Source organism: Psychrobacillus sp. FSL K6-2365 (assembly GCF_038003165.1).
Taxonomy (GTDB): Bacteria; Bacillota; Bacilli; order Bacillales_A; family Planococcaceae; genus Psychrobacillus; species Psychrobacillus psychrodurans.
Map to the genome: position 1 here is coordinate 2,922,413 of NZ_JBBOOO010000001.1, position 16,232 is coordinate 2,938,644.

18 protein-coding genes and 1 other annotated feature (1 of these 19 cut by a window edge) are annotated in these 16,232 nt (G+C 35.9%); of the genes, 3 read left to right on the forward strand and 15 right to left on the reverse strand.

Features of this window, described 5'->3' with window-relative positions:
- Positions 1 to 168 precede the first annotated feature (168 nt).
- The 6 genes from ytpR to MKY29_RS14555 form a co-directional block, all read right to left on the reverse strand.
- Positions 169 to 774: a YtpR family tRNA-binding protein gene (ytpR, locus tag MKY29_RS14530; protein ID WP_093496211.1), complete on the reverse strand. Its 606-nt coding sequence runs from the start codon at positions 772 to 774 to the stop codon at positions 169 to 171.
- Positions 771 to 1,586: a DUF1444 family protein gene (locus tag MKY29_RS14535; protein WP_093496210.1), complete on the reverse strand. Its 816-nt coding sequence runs from the start codon at positions 1,584 to 1,586 to the stop codon at positions 771 to 773. Before MKY29_RS14535 ends, ytpR begins: the two co-directional genes overlap by 4 nt.
- Before the next feature lie 56 nt (positions 1,587 to 1,642).
- Positions 1,643 to 1,954, reverse strand: coding sequence for a thioredoxin family protein (locus MKY29_RS14540; RefSeq protein WP_093496209.1), 312 nt, complete (start codon positions 1,952 to 1,954; stop codon positions 1,643 to 1,645).
- Between the two features lie 13 nt (positions 1,955 to 1,967).
- On the reverse strand, positions 1,968 to 2,480 hold the full coding sequence (locus tag MKY29_RS14545) for a hypothetical protein (protein WP_090564355.1): 513 nt from the start codon (positions 2,478 to 2,480) through the stop codon (positions 1,968 to 1,970).
- A gap of 63 nt (positions 2,481 to 2,543) precedes the next feature.
- Positions 2,544 to 3,065 carry a DUF84 family protein gene (locus tag MKY29_RS14550; protein WP_093496208.1) on the reverse strand — a complete coding sequence of 174 codons (522 nt, stop codon included), beginning with the start codon at positions 3,063 to 3,065 and terminating at the stop codon, positions 2,544 to 2,546.
- 50 nt (positions 3,066 to 3,115) lie between these two features.
- A complete protein-coding gene (locus tag MKY29_RS14555) occupies positions 3,116 to 4,189 on the reverse strand; it encodes a M42 family metallopeptidase (protein ID WP_093496207.1) in 1,074 nt (357 codons plus the stop codon).
- A 158-nt stretch (positions 4,190 to 4,347) separates the two neighbouring features.
- Here MKY29_RS14555 and MKY29_RS14560 point away from each other — a divergent pair, with 158 nt between their 5' ends.
- Positions 4,348 to 4,662: a hypothetical protein gene (locus MKY29_RS14560; RefSeq protein ID WP_241597007.1), complete on the forward strand. Its 315-nt coding sequence runs from the start codon at positions 4,348 to 4,350 to the stop codon at positions 4,660 to 4,662.
- Positions 4,663 to 5,016: 354 nt separating this feature from the next.
- Here MKY29_RS14560 and MKY29_RS14565 read toward each other — a convergent pair whose 3' ends face one another.
- The 7 genes from MKY29_RS14565 to pepV all read right to left on the reverse strand — a co-directional run bounded on the left by MKY29_RS14565 (position 5,017) and on the right by pepV (position 11,413).
- Positions 5,017 to 5,862: a YtnP family quorum-quenching lactonase gene (locus tag MKY29_RS14565; RefSeq protein ID WP_093496205.1), complete on the reverse strand. Its 846-nt coding sequence runs from the start codon at positions 5,860 to 5,862 to the stop codon at positions 5,017 to 5,019.
- Positions 5,863 to 6,057: 195 nt separating this feature from the next.
- Positions 6,058 to 6,699: a tRNA (guanosine(46)-N7)-methyltransferase TrmB gene (gene trmB, locus MKY29_RS14570; protein WP_093496204.1), complete on the reverse strand. Its 642-nt coding sequence runs from the start codon at positions 6,697 to 6,699 to the stop codon at positions 6,058 to 6,060.
- 19 nt (positions 6,700 to 6,718) lie between these two features.
- Positions 6,719 to 7,636 (reverse strand): diacylglycerol/lipid kinase family protein, encoded by a 918-nt coding sequence (locus MKY29_RS14575; protein ID WP_093496203.1) that lies wholly within the window; start codon positions 7,634 to 7,636, stop codon positions 6,719 to 6,721.
- Positions 7,629 to 8,612, reverse strand: a complete 984-nt coding sequence (locus tag MKY29_RS14580) for a nuclease-related domain-containing protein (protein ID WP_093496202.1) — start codon at positions 8,610 to 8,612, stop codon at positions 7,629 to 7,631. The genes MKY29_RS14575 and MKY29_RS14580 overlap by 8 nt, the downstream gene beginning before the upstream one ends.
- Positions 8,596 to 9,156: an RNA 2',3'-cyclic phosphodiesterase gene (gene thpR, locus MKY29_RS14585; RefSeq protein ID WP_340880152.1), complete on the reverse strand. Its 561-nt coding sequence runs from the start codon at positions 9,154 to 9,156 to the stop codon at positions 8,596 to 8,598. Before thpR ends, MKY29_RS14580 begins: the two co-directional genes overlap by 17 nt.
- A complete protein-coding gene (gene dat / locus MKY29_RS14590) occupies positions 9,153 to 10,004 on the reverse strand; it encodes a D-amino-acid transaminase (RefSeq protein ID WP_093496200.1) in 852 nt (283 codons plus the stop codon). Before dat ends, thpR begins: the two co-directional genes overlap by 4 nt.
- 2 nt (positions 10,005 to 10,006) lie before the next feature.
- Positions 10,007 to 11,413, reverse strand: coding sequence for a dipeptidase PepV (gene pepV / locus MKY29_RS14595; RefSeq protein ID WP_093496199.1), 1,407 nt, complete (start codon positions 11,411 to 11,413; stop codon positions 10,007 to 10,009).
- A gap of 531 nt (positions 11,414 to 11,944) precedes the next feature.
- Here pepV and MKY29_RS14600 point away from each other — a divergent pair.
- On the forward strand, positions 11,945 to 12,166 hold the full coding sequence (locus MKY29_RS14600) for a DeoR family transcriptional regulator (protein WP_090564512.1): 222 nt from the start codon (positions 11,945 to 11,947) through the stop codon (positions 12,164 to 12,166).
- A 37-nt stretch (positions 12,167 to 12,203) separates the two neighbouring features.
- Here MKY29_RS14600 and MKY29_RS14605 read toward each other — a convergent pair whose 3' ends face one another.
- Both MKY29_RS14605 and MKY29_RS14610 read right to left on the reverse strand, forming a co-directional pair.
- Complete coding sequence (locus tag MKY29_RS14605; protein WP_340880153.1) at positions 12,204 to 12,926, reverse strand: pseudouridine synthase; 723 nt, start codon at positions 12,924 to 12,926, stop codon at positions 12,204 to 12,206.
- Positions 12,927 to 12,935: 9 nt separating this feature from the next.
- Positions 12,936 to 14,552 (reverse strand): putative polysaccharide biosynthesis protein, encoded by a 1,617-nt coding sequence (locus MKY29_RS14610; protein WP_340880154.1) that lies wholly within the window; start codon positions 14,550 to 14,552, stop codon positions 12,936 to 12,938.
- Positions 14,553 to 14,896: 344 nt separating this feature from the next.
- Between MKY29_RS14610 and MKY29_RS14615 the strand changes: the two genes are divergently transcribed.
- The gene (locus MKY29_RS14615) at positions 14,897 to 16,159 is read left to right on the forward strand and encodes a BaiN/RdsA family NAD(P)/FAD-dependent oxidoreductase (protein WP_340880155.1); all 1,263 of its coding nucleotides are present in this window, start codon (positions 14,897 to 14,899) and stop codon (positions 16,157 to 16,159) included.
- Between the two features lie 24 nt (positions 16,160 to 16,183).
- Positions 16,184 to 16,232 (forward strand) — a binding site (T-box leader) (it continues 182 nt past the right edge of the window).

Sequence of the window (16,232 nt, forward strand, 5' to 3'; positions counted from 1 at the left end):
CTTTAAGTGAAAACCCATCAGAGAAGCGAGGACGTTGACGAACGACCGCGAAAATTGTAATGGTATTATAATTTGTTTATTATTCAAGAACTCAGTTTTTCCTGCACATTATATATTGTTCTATTCATAAACAAAAAAAGCACACCGATGAGGCATGCTTTTCATTCATTAAACTAAAAATTCACTTCCAACTTCTTTTTGCTCGTCTAGGATAAGAATTCCTTTTACTTCTGGTGCATCTGGAATTGCCAATTCTCGTGCGGAACATAACATTCCACTTGATGCAATGCCTCTAAGTTCAGCGTCTTTAATAACCATTCCTGATGGCATTACTGCACCCACTTTAGCTACTACTACTTTTTGTCCCGCTTCTACATTAGGAGCGCCGCATACGATTTGTAAAGTCGATTCCCCAACATTTACTTGGCATACTTTTAACTTATCGGCATTTGGATGCTGTTCTAATGAGTCCACGTGACCGACTACAAACTTTGGAGATAGGTCTACTTCTAGTGTAAAAGAAACATCGTTTTTCTCTAATATTTGTTGGATAGTTTCTACTATTTCTGTGGTTAAAGGAACGTTACCTTGTAGATCCAATACTTTGTATTTACTAAATTCAAATATATTTATAGCCAATACTTCGTTAGTTTTCACATCTATTACTTGTGTAACATCACCTTTGGTTTCCGTAATAACTTTTTCTGTTTTTTCAGGTGTTAATTGGATTAATAAGACATCCCCAACTCCAGGTTTGTTGTAAAAAATATTCATTCGTTTTCGTTCTCCTTTGATACTCGATTTTTCGCCATGATAAATATTGGTTCTAAATCTCCATTTTCGTAGATGAAAGATAATGAAGTAATAGGCACAGTTCCTACGGTGAAGAAATGCATCGTCATCTGCGCCAGAACATCGTAACCTGTTTCATTTCTAATATCACCAATTATCATAACATCTTGATGGGGTAAAGAAATAGTCATATCACCAGTTATTTTCTTTTTCATGTCCTTTAATAGCGATTCGTTCAGTATACGGCTTGCATCATATCCATCGTTGTTATTAAAGAAATAAAAAATATTACCTGCAACCTCGTCGGTTTTAAAGCGGTTCTCTAAATTCCTAACTTGGAAGAGTGCTCGTTCACGGACTTCCGTCTCCCTTACTTTCCAATCTGCTAACATTTTTTCATCTAGTAACCGGTAAGTGCTTCCTAGATCGACTGCATAGTAAATACGTGTTTCTGCTGTATGATCTTTTATGATAAAACGATTACCTTCATTAGACTTAAGTGGGAAAGAAGTTGATCGAATAACTGGATATACAGATAATGATGGATCTATTTCTCCCGCCATTTCTTTTTCCATTGCTTGAAAAGTCTCGTTTATCGTATATACGACTTCATTAATCGCCACTTCTTTTTTCGTTTCATATTTGGCTAAAATTGGAGGGATTGAAATTTCAATTCCTTTCCCTGTTGCTTTATGAGTCAATCTAAGCTTATTTGTTTCTCTATTATAATCATAAGTGTATATATCTTCGGAAAGCTGAGTTTTTAATAGTCTTACAAGTTCAAGTGCTTTCATCTATTATCTTTTCCTTTCATAAACAAAACGGTCCACTAGGTGAACCGTTTGATGGATTAAATCGATTGAAGAAATGATTCAATTTCCTCTCTAGTTTTACGGTCTTTACTAACAAATCGACCTTTTTCTTCGCCATTTTCATATGCTAGGAAACTAGGAATACCAAATATATCAAGCTCGATACATAAATCGATGAACTGATCACGGTCTACAGAAATAAAAGTAATATCCCCAAATTTCTCCTCAATCTCTCCCATGAAAGGATCGATGAAATGACAATCTGGACACCAGTCAGCTGTAAATTTAAATACGACTTTTCCTTGTTGCTTTAGTTCTCTGAATTGATTTACTGAAGCTAGATTTTGCATATGTACCACTCCTCTAGTTTGTTGGAATTGAGCGAACAATTAACATCATTTTCTCTAAATTATTTGCAATATCTTGTTGCTCTGAAATAGTTGTTAGCTTAATACCACCAATACTAGTTATAAGCTCATACTTTTCTTCACTGTTTTCAATAACCGCAGCAAATCCAAAACGTCCGTTTTGCTCAAATGTTTTTTCTTCTAAAACCTTTAGATTATTATCTGACGACATCAAATCATAGTATAGTTTACTGCTCGGTAATTCATTCGGATTAATGAAGAGAATAAATGAATCTTTTCCTTTCGAAAGAATTATATTCGTCTCATCCGATTCTTCCTCTATTGAAAAACCACTAGGTATAAATATATTCATTTCGTTCACTTTTTCATTTGGTTTTTCTGCATCACCCTGAAATGCTACTTTTGCATTTTCAAGTCCATCTGCAGTTTGTTCCTCTAAAGAAGAACATCCAGCTAATAAAATGACAGCTATTGACGCGATAAATAATCGCATCCATTTTCGAGTCATTCTCTTTCCTCCATTCAGTGCATAACTGCTATATATTTTAACGGTGATCACGTACGATTTCAACTACAAGGGCTTATAGGAAAATTCAAATTGCCCAATCAATAATAACATTATATGCTCAAACATAGCACTTCTATTAACAAGTCCATTTGAAAATACACCAACTGCTCCCTCATCATGCCGTATCTCGTTCTTATTAGTAAAGACGTCCATTACAGGTCCAAGTTCCGCACCAGCCAGTAATTGTTCCGCTATTTCGTTAGGCAATGGAATACCGGCTCCAGTTGCCGTAAAAACATCTCCGTTTTGCGTCACCAGTGCCCCCCAATTACAAATGTACAGCTGGCCATCTATTTCTTGAACACCACCTTCTAAACCGATCCCAAACAATGCATCAGAACCTACCATCAGATGCTTAGCTCGGTTAATAGCACCTTGCCTAGTCTCTTCTTGACTCATCGGTTGATCGGAAACTAGAGATGGAACTTCTATATTCTCAAATATAGCATTTGGATAATAAATACTAGAAATCGATTTAACAGCTTTTGTTTTAGCTCTATTATTTGTACCTATTAATATTTTCATACATTAACCCTTCTTTCTAGAGAAAAAGATGCCTCAAGAGGCATCCTTTTTTATACGTTCGCTTTAATTGTCTCTAAAGTTGTACGATCGCATGTTTTAACTAGTTTAACAATAAGTTCTTTTGCTGCAGCGTAATCATCTGTATGAATAATAGATGCCGAAGTATGAATATAGCGAGAGCAAATACCAATTACAGCACTTGGAATACCTTCATTTGATGTATGAACACGTCCAGCATCTGTACCACCCTGTGAGATGAAATACTGATATGGAATTTTATTTGTTTCTGCAGTATCTAAGACGAATTCACGCATACCACGGTGAGTCACCATTGTACGGTCGAAAATTCGAAGAAGTGTTCCTTTTCCTAGCTGTCCAAATTCATTCTTGTTACCAGAAGCATCATTAGCAGGACTTGCATCTAGGGCAAAGAATAAGTCTGGGTTTATCATATTTGCTGATGCTTGTGCACCTCTAAGACCAACTTCTTCCATAACATTTGCACCAGAATAAAGCATATTCGGTAATTGCTCGTTTTGTACTTCTTTTAAAAGTTCAATTGCTAATCCACAGCCATAACGATTGTCCCAAGCCTTTGCCATAATTTTTTTATCATTTGCCATTGGTGTAAAAGGACAAACAGGCAAGATTTGGTCCCCCGGTTTAATACCCATTCGTAGAGCATCCTCTTTATCATCTGCTCCAACATCAATCAGCATATTTTTTATATCCATCGGTTTGTTTCGAAGCTCATCACTTAACAAGTGTGGAGGAATAGAACCAATTACACCAGGAATCGTTTGATTTTTAGTGACAACTTCTACCCGTTGTGCAAGTAAAACCTGGCTCCACCAACCACCTAATGGTTGAAAACGAATCATTCCATTATCAGTGATACCAGATACCATGAATCCGACTTCATCCATATGACCTGCAACTAAAATTTTCGGACCATTTTCATCCCCTTTTTTTAGCCCGAATATCCCCCCTAAATTATCTTGTACAATTTCATCTGAATATTTAGTTAGTTCGTTGCGCATAAATGCACGAACAGCATATTCGTTTCCAGGAGCTCCTGGTAGTTCTGTCAACGTTTTAAATAGTGAGCGCGTTTCTTCATTCATATAAAAAAGCCTCCTAAAGCTATATAGATAATTATCTTCACCTTCTATTGTAATAAAATATTGTTTGGTTTACTACAATAAAACTTCGTAAACCGAAAAATTTAATCGTAACGAAGATGTATGATACACTAAAAAAAATAGGTTAGGGAGGAATACTAATGAAATTAAAGGATTATATGATGGGCCTTGGAACTGGAATTGTTATTGGTGTTATTGCCAGCAAAGCTACAAATAAGATGGATTTCAATCGTTCAGCAGAGTTAGTATTAAACGAAATTAAAAATTCTTTTAAACAAGAGGGTCCAATTGATGGATCATGGATATATATGACGCCTGAGAAATTTCAAAAAGCAGCTATTAGGATGGAAGTTTATAAAGGTGGAATTTCTCGTGTAAAAAACGGTGAACTTGAGCAATTTGAGTTTGCTGCAGATGCAAAAACAGGATCCGTTGTGGACTTAGTGAAAATCTAAGCTTTGGAAAAGAGTGGTTCATCATGATAAACCATTTTTTGTGTCGTTTGAAAATTGCAGTTAAAACATCCTTGCAATTTAGCTAATTAGAAAAACTCTCTCTGATTAAATCTATATCTCTAAGGCTATTTACTTGCGTAAAACCGCCAAATACTTGCTCTAACGAGAAATTTCCTTGCTTTCCTTTATAAGTTACTTGTGGTCATCGTGTGTTTACTTGCACTCCAAGGTGATTTACTTGCAAAAAGGTAAATTTATCCACTTCTTTTTCTAATCCATTCGAACTTTTGATTGGCTAATTATTCACAAAAATAAAAAACGAGCTATGACTAAATGTCACTGCTCGTTTTTTATTTACCGACTTCTCTCCACTATATCCATTATTTCTTTTCCATCTTCAGACCATTTGATCATTCGATAGAAAGCATCATGGTAGAAGCTGAACCAGTAATTATGTTGAAGTGCTTGTTTGACCCATTTTTCTTTTGCATATATAGATGTCATTGGATAATCATCGTATGCAAGCACCCATAGTGGGTTTTGGTGTGCATGTGTGGGCATTAGATCTGCCATATGTATGATAGTATCTTCTGCTTGCTTAAATACAACAATACTATGTCCGTCACTATGACCTCCAGTATGAATCATTTCGATACCTTCTATTACCTCGAAAGAATTAGTGAATGGTATAACTTGACTCTCAATTGCCTCCCAGTTTTCTTTCCAGTACGTATTTTTAGAACGAATATTGGGATTTTTCATCTCATTCCATTCAACATCAGAAACATATATTTTGGCATTTGGAAATGTAGATACTATTTGGTCTCCTCCCCATTTTGTCAGGCCACAAGCGTGATCAAAATGGAGATGAGTCATCATGATAAGATGGATGTCTTCAGGTAATAATCCTAATTCTACAAGATTATCTTCCACTTGAGATTGATCCGTAACACCATAGTTTCGTAATTGTTTCTCAGTCATTTTTCGGTAACCAAGACCTGATTCCAGTAAAATATTCTGCCCTTTATATTGGACTAGTAGTGGATCTGAAGGTAGTTCAATTTGATTTTTCTCATTGACAGGATATTTCTTTTCCCATAATGGTTTTGGAACAACTCCAAACATGGCACCCCCGTCCATAAAAGTTGTTCCTCCCTTTAACCATGTGAATGACATTTCATGAAATTTAAACGTGTCCATCCTCTGACCCCCTAATCAAATATGCCTCGGCAGCTCCGCAGGAAATGCTCCAACGCAAGCTCATCGCAGAAAACAGTGCGCACAGATTTTATCGAGCTCGATAAATTTCTCTGTGGCATCTACCGGAGGCTTTAACTTTATTCAGCAGGGATTTTGGACCCCAACTGAGTTGAATCATTCATTTGCTGAATGAAGTTATACGTATTTTGCTTCCACACGGTATATCGGTTGTCCTTTTGCGGAAAACTTTTCTTCATATTCTGTCATAATATTATCCTCAGGCATATTAACATGTAAATCTAGTGAAACATCTTTGATAAGCATTCCAAAGGCTGACATACTAGTTAAGGAATATTCAAATAGACCTCGGTTATCAGTTTTGAAATGAATTTCAGCATGGTCAACCAAAATAGATTTGTATAACTCTAAAAACTCTGCATGCGTTAAGCGCCGTTTAGCATGTCTAGTTTTTGGCCATGGATCTGAGAAATTAAGATAGACACGGTCTACGTCATTTTTTTCAAAATACTTCGCAAGATCTGAACCGTTAACTTTCAATAATCGTAAATTCGGTAATGGCTGTGCAGCAATGGCATTTTCCAATGCAGACACAATTACACTATCATATAGCTCGATACCAATGTAATTGATTTCTGGATTTTGCTTAGCCATTCCTGTTATAAATTGTCCTTTTCCTGAACCTACTTCGATGTGTAATGGATAATCATTCTTAAACTCTACATTCCATTTCCCTTTGATTTCTTCTGGGTTTGGTATGACTATTTCTGGATGAGCATTGATAAAATCCTCTGCCCATGGTTTATTTCTTAACCTCATTTTTAAAACTCCTTTTTCTTTAACGGTTTGCTATATTCCACGCGTTAGCTAGTACTGAACATGTATAAACTGTATCTTTATCGGTTACACAAGTAAACTCACCATCTACATGACCAAACACCTCATCATGGATCTCCATATTAAAATCTGATGCTTGAAACTGTGTAACTTCATTAAATTTAGTATGTTTTCCAAAGAATACTGTACCAAAAATAAATAATAATTTCCATCTTGATAATTTGTTTACAACCGTCATTTCAAGTAATTGATCATTGGGTATAGACGTTGGTGAAATTTTCATTCCACCTCCAAAATACGGCTGATTGCAAACAACAAAAAACCACACATCATCAAATCGGAGAACTTCATCTTTATTATGTAAGGTAAAAGAAAATTTTTTAAATGTAAATAATTCTTTAATGAGATATATTATGTATGCAAGTTTACCGAGTCGCAATAGGTTTAGCCTGCTTTTCCACACAGAATAATTAGCAAGATAAGCCACTTTTGCATCAAATCCAAAACCTGCATTGTTAACAAATTGGTAGGTTGTATCAGAAGTTTGTACGGTACCAATATCCATTTTTGTAGGAAGCTTTCTAAATACAAACTCCTGAATGTCCTTTGGAGTATGAAAAACGGAGAAAGTTCGGCTAAAGTCATTCCCACTACCTGCAGCAATTATACCAATTCGAACATGTTCAAAACTCAATACGCCAACGATAATTTCATGGATAGTTCCATCACCGCCAACACCAACAATTAGCAAATCATTCATAGATTCTGCACAATTCTTTGCAATTTCAGTTGCGTGACCTTTTCTTTCTGTTATAAATACGGTGTGGGGAAAATCGATAGCCTTTTTCCATTTTCTCCACACCTTTTTACCTAACCCATTCCCTGCATGCTCATTTACGATAAAAACTATATTACTCATTTTGTTCCGCACTACCTAAATCAGAGCTAGATCTTGAATACGAAGTGGTTTGTACTAGGTCCAATATTGCTTGTGCTGCTTTAAATTGCATATGCTTCATCGGAGAATGGGAAGATTTCAATGATAAAAACCATTCTGGAAATTTTCTAGTATCGATAAATTCGGTTTGATACGAGTTTCCAGGATAATCAATATAGCCATTTCTTGAAAGAATTACTTTTTTTATCGGTAACTCTACTTCTTGCTTTTGGAAGATCTGCCCTAATATAGATTCCATTCGATTTAGATTAATCGTTGGATTTAATATTTTTTTCTCTTCTTTTCCACTTTTCTTTAGCCAGAACCGATCCCCACTTCCTATAAACGCATCGGAAGTTTTGTCCTCAAGAACTACAATGCATACAACTTCAGTAGGAAGTATAAGTATAATATCTAACTCAATTGGTGCTTTCTTAAGCTTTAAAATAGGATAATAAAATAAAAAATAATTATCTGGTAGTTTCTGAGTTAAATCCCTCAACATGGAATCACGCATATACTTTGGATCAACATAAGACTTTTCACGTAAAGTGGAGCTTGCCCATTTTAATTGAAAATGAAATAACTGATCCAAATACATCCGCTTTAACTCTTCTTTTGTTTGAGGTTTATATACTAGCTTTGGTTCAAAAAGTAACGTAGTAGATTCTTCTGGTATTGGTATCCCTTGAGTCAATTCATCATTTTGCCATTCTATATCTTCTACTATTTCTTTTTTATGCTTTGGAAAAAGAATAGAGAAAAGTGACTTTTTCTCGTATTCTACAACAACTTCCTGTTCTTTTTCGATCCAATCAGAATTAAAAGATCCTCGTTCCCACTCTTCCTTTGTTCGATCCCACTGTTGTTTCTTTAATCGCACAAATTGAGTTGGGTACCTTTTTAAATCAATTTCATAACGCGAGATATAATCTTGCAGTTTAACTAGTTGTGCCATTTCCACCCCTCCTCCACTTAACTATACTTATTTCTTCATAACGCGGAGAACGATTCGTATTAATCGTAAAAATAGAGAAACTTTGAACTTCAAAGGCTAAATCAGGTAGTGCAAATTCTGATAAATTTAGCGATTCTTTAGAACCCCATTTTTTTGCAATTGTAATATGGGCAGTAAATTCGTTTTTTTTCTGTACTTCAATAAAATCCGCTAAAAGTTGTACAATTTGTTGCTGTAAGAATTGCAAAGGATTACTTTTTTCTATCGCAGTATACACAACGCGTGGAGTGGATTTGTTTCCAAAATGTGCCACACCACGTGTTTTCAGTTCAAATGAATCCCACTCTAACAGGCGAAGAGAATCAATTATTTGTTCTAATGTATTTTCCTCAACTTCACCTAAATAATAGAGCGTTATATGAAGATCCTCAACTACGGGTAGTACTTTATGTGTCTGTAGTAAATTTGTTTTATCACGTTCCCGAATAATTGCAGTTGCAACCGGCTCAGGAATCTTTATAGCGATAAAATAATGTTTGTTCATATTTTAACGGACGAAGGAATTCTTTTTTCAAAAGCCACTTGAATTTTTTCAGTCCATTCGCCACGTTTGCCGTTGCCAATTAATTGACCGTCAATTGAAATTACTGGCATTACTTCCGCATTCGTAGAAGACATAATCATTTCATCCATTTCTAGTGCTAGTGATTTTGTGAATGCCTCTTCAACTACCGATAACCCTATTTCTTCACAGCAACTTAAAATAACTTGGCGAGTAATACCATTAAGTATTAAATTGCTAACCGGATGGGTGTATAAAACTCCATCTTTAATGCCGTACATATTAGACGATGAACCTTCTGTAATCGTTTCTCCACGATGTAATACCGCCTCATAGCAATCTTTACTAATCGCTTCCTGTTTCGCAAGAACATTTCCTAATAAATTTAACGATTTAATATCACAGCGAAGCCAGCGAACATCTTCCACAAAACAAGCTTTCACTCCATTTTCTAATTGCGAAAGAGGACGTACAGTCTCCTTTGTATACGCTGTTAATACAGATTCAACCGCCGGTACAGGGAAATTATGTTGACGCATGCTAGTACCGCGTGTAACTTGAAGATAAATCTGCCCATCTTTAAGCTCATTCATTTCGATTAAATCATATAACATTTTGTGCATGACATCTTTTGTATATGGAATTACTAGTTGAATTTTATCAGCACTCGCATATAAGCGATCAATATGTTCTGTAGCAGTGAACATATCTCCGTTATATATTTTAATCACTTCATAAATTCCATCTCCAAATTGATATCCACGATCTTCGAATCCAATTTTCACATCTTCTTCATTTACAAATTGATCATTCCATAATATTTTTACCATACTCATTTCCCCTCCGAATTTGAAATTCCTGCAAGCTCAACTATAGCATCTGCATAAATAGCAGTTGCTTTAACTAAATCCTCGATATCTACATATTCATCCACTTGATGCGCTACATCTTTTCTACCAGGGAAAACCATACCAAACGCTACCCCTTTTTCTAGTACCCTCGCATATGTGCCACCACCGATAGATAATAGCTCTGCTTTTTCTCCAGTATGTCTTTCGTATACTTTCTGTAATGATTTAATAAGTATATCTTCTTTATCGACATAATGCGGCTTAGAATTAGTACCCAGATCCAATGTAATACCTGTACCATCAAGTGCATCTCTACACGCACTTAATTGTTCATCGAAGGGATAGCTGACAGAATAACGCATACTCACTTGTGTACAAGATCCCTGTGCAGGCGCATAGTGAATGACCCCTGGATTTAAAGTCGTTTCCCCTGAAATTTCATCTGTAAAATTGAGTGCCAGTGAATGTCCTCTACTATCTTCCCCAAATGAATTCACTAAAAAGTTAACGAATGCTTTAGAATGAGGAGTCAAATTAATATTTTGCAAGAATTTCGCTAATACAACCCCCGCATTAACGCCATCGTCCGGTTCCATTGCGTGAGCTGATTTACCATAGACAAGTACTTTAACCATAGGACCTTCTTGTGTGACTTCTCCTTCTACATTATGTTCAGCTGCAAACTCTTGGAATTTTTCTTTTATCATATGTAGGCCACCAAACAATACTGCAAATGCTTCATCTGGTACCATATTTGTACGTTTTCCTGCTTGGAAAAATTGAATCGTTTCTGTCTCAGCTGAGCCAGTTTGAGTAAAAATTAAACTTGCGATTCCTTTTTCTGCATTAATAATCGGGAAATCTGCATCTGGAGCGAACCCCATTTCGGGCATTGCCTCTTTTTCAAAATATCTATCCATACATCGGAATCCACTTTCTTCGTCTGTTCCAATAATGAGACGTACTTTTTTTGAAAGTTCAATCCCAGCTTCTTTCACTAGTTTCATCGCCATCCAGGCAGCTATCGTTGGCCCTTTATCGTCTATAGCACCGCGACCATACACTTTACCATTAGCCACTACACCTTCAAATGCTGGATATGTCCAGTTTTTACCCTCTGGGACAACATCTACATGACAAAGGATTCCTAAAATATCCTCTCCAATACCCATTTCAATATGTCCAGCTACGTTATCAACATTCTTAGTTACAAATCCTTCTTGATCACCCTCGTTCAACATGTGTAAAAGAGCTTCTAATGGTTTAGGACCAAAAGGCATTTCATCATTACCAGCTTTTTCATCCATCACACTTGGAATTTGTATTAATCTTTGCAATTCTGCTATGATATCTGCTTTTTTCGATTCTGCTAGTTCTAACCAGTTCATATTTGCTTCCTCCTAAATAATACTTATATTCCATTTTACACTTTTTATAGCTTAAGACACAAAAAAAGAAGGTAATTAATGGCCTGTTTTAAACTTTGATCAACGTCCTGAAGAGGATTTATTACTTTGGCTTATCAATTATTTACTTTAATTTGGAATTTTGTTTCTTTACACGCTAGTCTAATTGCTCTCAATATTTTTTACTTACTTCCAAAAGGGTTTTATTTGCGAAAGGAAAATATCATCCTTTTTATTCCTAGACAGTATTTGGTGCTCTTAAAATACTTAGATAACGCTGATTTTAATGTTTTAATAGCCTGTTCCAAAACTAAAAAGAAATGTGAATTATTTGTAAATATCATAATTTCTATAGAAATTTCAATAGAAATCTACTATAATGGAATTGTCAGAAAGTAAATATTTTGACTACAATTTAGTAAAGGGGCTGTAAATTGCAATTACTCAGTTGCTTTTCACCCAAGTCGTCCGCTAGTCTAGCCAAGAGATATCATGATGAAGGAGTGGTTACTTTTGAAACCAACTACTGATCGGATGTTAATTCGAATTAAAGACATGTATATGTTCATCCGAGATAACGGAACAGTTACAACACAAGACTTAGTCGATGAATTTGGCATCACTCCTCGCACGATTCAACGAGATTTGAATGTGCTTGCTTTTAATGACTTAGTCATTAGTCCGACAAGAGGCAAATGGACCACGACGAACAAACGAGTTAAATTGACATCTTAGATAGTAACAATATGAAAAGAATGACCAAGCTCAATAGTTAAGCGAGGTCATTCTTTTGCTGTATTTGTTCTAATTCTTCTTCAGTCAATTCTCTATACGTTCCTTCTTCAAGAGAGCTATCTAATAGTAACATCCCCATTGATAACCTTTTTAAATAAACTACTTTTTTTCCCACCGATTCAAACATTCTTTTCACTTGATGGAATTTCCCTTCCGTAATAGATAATTCTATTTCCGAAGTAGGACCACTCTTTAAGATATTTAATATGCCTGGCTTTGTATGATAGCCATCATCCAATATTACACCATTGGAAAAGGCCATAATATCCGATTCGTCTACTACACCTTCCACTTTGGCATAATACACTTTTGGTACATCCTTATTTGGGGATAGAAGTCGATGTGTTAAAGCTCCGTCATTTGTCAATAAAAGAAGTCCAACTGTATCCTTATCTAATCTTCCCACCGGATATGGTTCAAAATGACGAACATCATCATCTAAAAGATCAATAACTGTTTGATCCCTAGAATCTTCTGTCGCAGAGACTACTCCAGGTGGTTTATTCATCATTAAATAGATGAACTCCCTATATTCAACTACTTCTCCGTAAACTGTTACTTTATCCTTAAATTCATTTACATGCATGGAGCTGTCTTTAACAACAGCTTCATTTACTTGAATAGCTTTCGATTTGACCAATATTTTTACTTCTTTTCTCGTACCATATCCCATATGAGATAGAAATTTATCTAATCGCATTTAATTCTCCTAGAAACCAATTTTTTTCGTAAAACGGGTGAGTCTATCACCAAATAGTTTTTGAGCAAGTCCCAATCGTAAAGTAACAAACGCATAAAAAGCAGCTCCTATACCTGCACAAACAATAATTGATAACAGCCCTTCTAGCTTAGTATCAATCGTCATTAGCTGTCCTAGTGTCCATTTTGATAAAAACACAAGAGTCAACATGGCTAGGTTCACTATTAAGATTAGCATTACCCTACGAATGACCATAGTCGATCTGTAATGTAAAGTTTTGTGTATAGCAAATAGATTTAACCCAATCGCGACCATATATCCACATGCAGTTGCCATAATAGCTCCATCTGTTTCAAACACTTTAATAAGTGGCGTATTGAGCACTAGCTTTGTTAGAATTCCAAGTAGTAAATTTAAAATAATTAGCTTTTGTCGATCAATTCCTTGAAGTATAGAAGTTGTTACTGGATATAATGCAAACAAAATAGCAACTGGTGCATAATGCGCAAGCACTGCGGCCCCTCTTTCACTCTCCTCATAAAACACAAAGTAAAATTCATCTGCTAATACGGAAATCCCCATTGCTGCAGGAACCGTCAAAAACAATAAAATTTGAAAAGACTGGTCCAATGATTTACGAACCTGCACAAAGTCTTGTTTGGCGTAATAGCTAGTAATCAAGGGAATCAACGTCATACTAAAACCTGTTGCTAGCATAACTGGAATCATTACAAGCTTGTGAGTACTAAAATTCAACATACCTAACAAAGTATTAGATACATCACCACCTATTCCAATCGTAGACATTGCGTTATTAAATGTAATCATATCGATAAATTGAAATAAAGGATTTATTACTCCCACAAGTGCAAAAGGTACTGTATAAATCAGCATTTCTTTATAAATATTCGATAAAGAAATATCTGAACTTGGTTTACCCGAGCCCGTGAGCAGATTATTAAATTCTGGCTTAAGTTTTTTCCAATACCAAAATAACACGACCAAGCTTGCAATTGCCCCTAAAAATGCTGCAAATACTGCAAACGAAACCGCCGTTTTCTCAGTACCCTTAAATATGTAAACAACAAAAAAGCCACCGACTAGTACAAAAAGTATTCGAACAATTTGTTCCCACAATTGAGAAACTGCAGTAGGTGTCATATGTTGATAGCCTTGGAAAAAACCTCTTACTAAGCTCATTAGTGGAACTACAATTACAGCAAAACTCACAAATTTAATCACAGAAGCTACATCACCTACTGAAAACACTGCCTCATCATCTTTAATAATTAGATGAGCTATAGGATCAGCAAGGAAAAAAAGAATTAAAAAGCCTAAGAATCCTGTTACTGCCATAAGTAGCATGCTCGATTTTACTAGCTTTCTACCAGTAGCGTAGTCTCCTAGAGCGTTATATTTAGATACAAATTTTGAAACTGCAACTGGAACTCCAGAAACTGCAATTGCCAGCATGATAGAGTATGGTGTATAGGCATATTGATAAAGCGCTATATACTCTTCTCCTACTATTTGATAAAAAGGTATTACATAAAGAACACCTAGTATTCTTGATAATAAGAGACCGACCGTTAGGATCATTGTCCCTTTCAATAAATTTGATGCCATCGAACCCGTCCAATCTTATCATATTCGCCTCGACGAATATACTCCTGCACAAGCTCGTCGCAGAAAACAGTGCTCCCAGATTTATCTCGACCTTGCTTGAGAATCTGCAGCATCCGCCAGAGGCCTTAACCTTATTAAGCAGGGCTTTGTAGACACCACTTAGTTGAATACATATTTATATTCACCGCACCTCTTATAGAAGTGGGATACTTCCGCTCCTGAGCTAACTCGTCGCAAAAAACATTAGCTTAATGAAGTTAAAATGTCTATCTTACAGTTTACAACTGTCTAAACAAAACCACAATCATGTATAATAAAGAAAAAACCGAAAGTGTGAATTTATTATGTATGACGTTATTGTAATTGGCGGGGGTCCCTCAGGATTAATGGCTGCTGCGGCAGCTGGTGCAGAAAAAAGGAAAGTGCTTCTTATTGAAAAAGGAAATAAGCTTGGGAAAAAGCTTGCTATATCTGGTGGCGGTCGTTGTAATGTTACTAATAGGCTACCTCAGGAAGAAATCGTAAAAAATATCCCTGGAAATGGTCGATTCTTATTCAGCCCGTTTTCTGTTTTTAATAATGAAGATATCATTGATTTTTTTGAAAATCTTGGAGTGCCCTTAAAAGAAGAAGATCACGGTAGAATGTTCCCAGTGTCCAATAAAGCTATGGATGTTGTAAATGCTCTTTTAGATGAATTAAAAAGATTACAGGTAGAAATTAAATTAAATTCAGTAGTTTCTAAGTTATTGATGAATGATGAAAAAGTAATTGGCGTAAGACTTGCTTCAGGTGAAGAAATTACTTCTAATGCAATCGTAGTAGCGGTCGGGGGTAAAGCAGTTCCTCAAACCGGATCAACCGGGGACGGTTATCCATGGGCCGAAAAAGCTGGACATACTGTGACGGACTTATATCCAACAGAGGTACCTTTATTGTCCAATGAGGCTTTTATCAAGTCAAAAGAACTTCAAGGTCTAGCGCTTCGTGGTGCGGGTGTTTCAGTGTTAAATAAAAAAGGAAAAGCAATTATCACACACGAAATGGATATGTTATTTACCCATTTTGGCTTAAGTGGCCCTGCAGTCTTAAGATGCAGTCAATTCGTTGTAAAGGAACAAAAGAAAAATGGCGGACAGCCTGTTGCAGTTCGAATTGACAGTCTTCCGGAACAAAATGAGGAAGAAACTTTCCAAATGTTGCTGTCCGCTATTAAAGAAGATCCAAAAAAAGCAGTGAAAAATGTTTGGAAAGGTATTGTACCTGAACGATGGCTTTTATTTTTACTACAGCGCACCGCTATTCAAGAGAGTGAAGATGGCCAAAATCTTGCACACGAAAAGATTCGTGCACTTGCTCATGAGTTAAAACAATTTATTGTCTTTGTGTACGGTACACAACCTTTAGAAAAAGCTTTTGTTACTGGTGGAGGTGTCTCCATTAAAGAAATAGAACCTAAAACTATGGCTTCAAAGAAAAAAGCAGGACTATATTTTTGTGGTGAAATATTGGATATCCATGGCTACACAGGTGGCTACAATATCACCTCTGCACTTGTTACCGGAAAAATTGCCGGGATGAGTGCCGCAAAATCGATTGAATTTTAAAATAACTTATAATACAATAGACTATAACAAGCGATGAGGAAGAATAGTAGCTTTATGAATTGCTTCAGAGAGC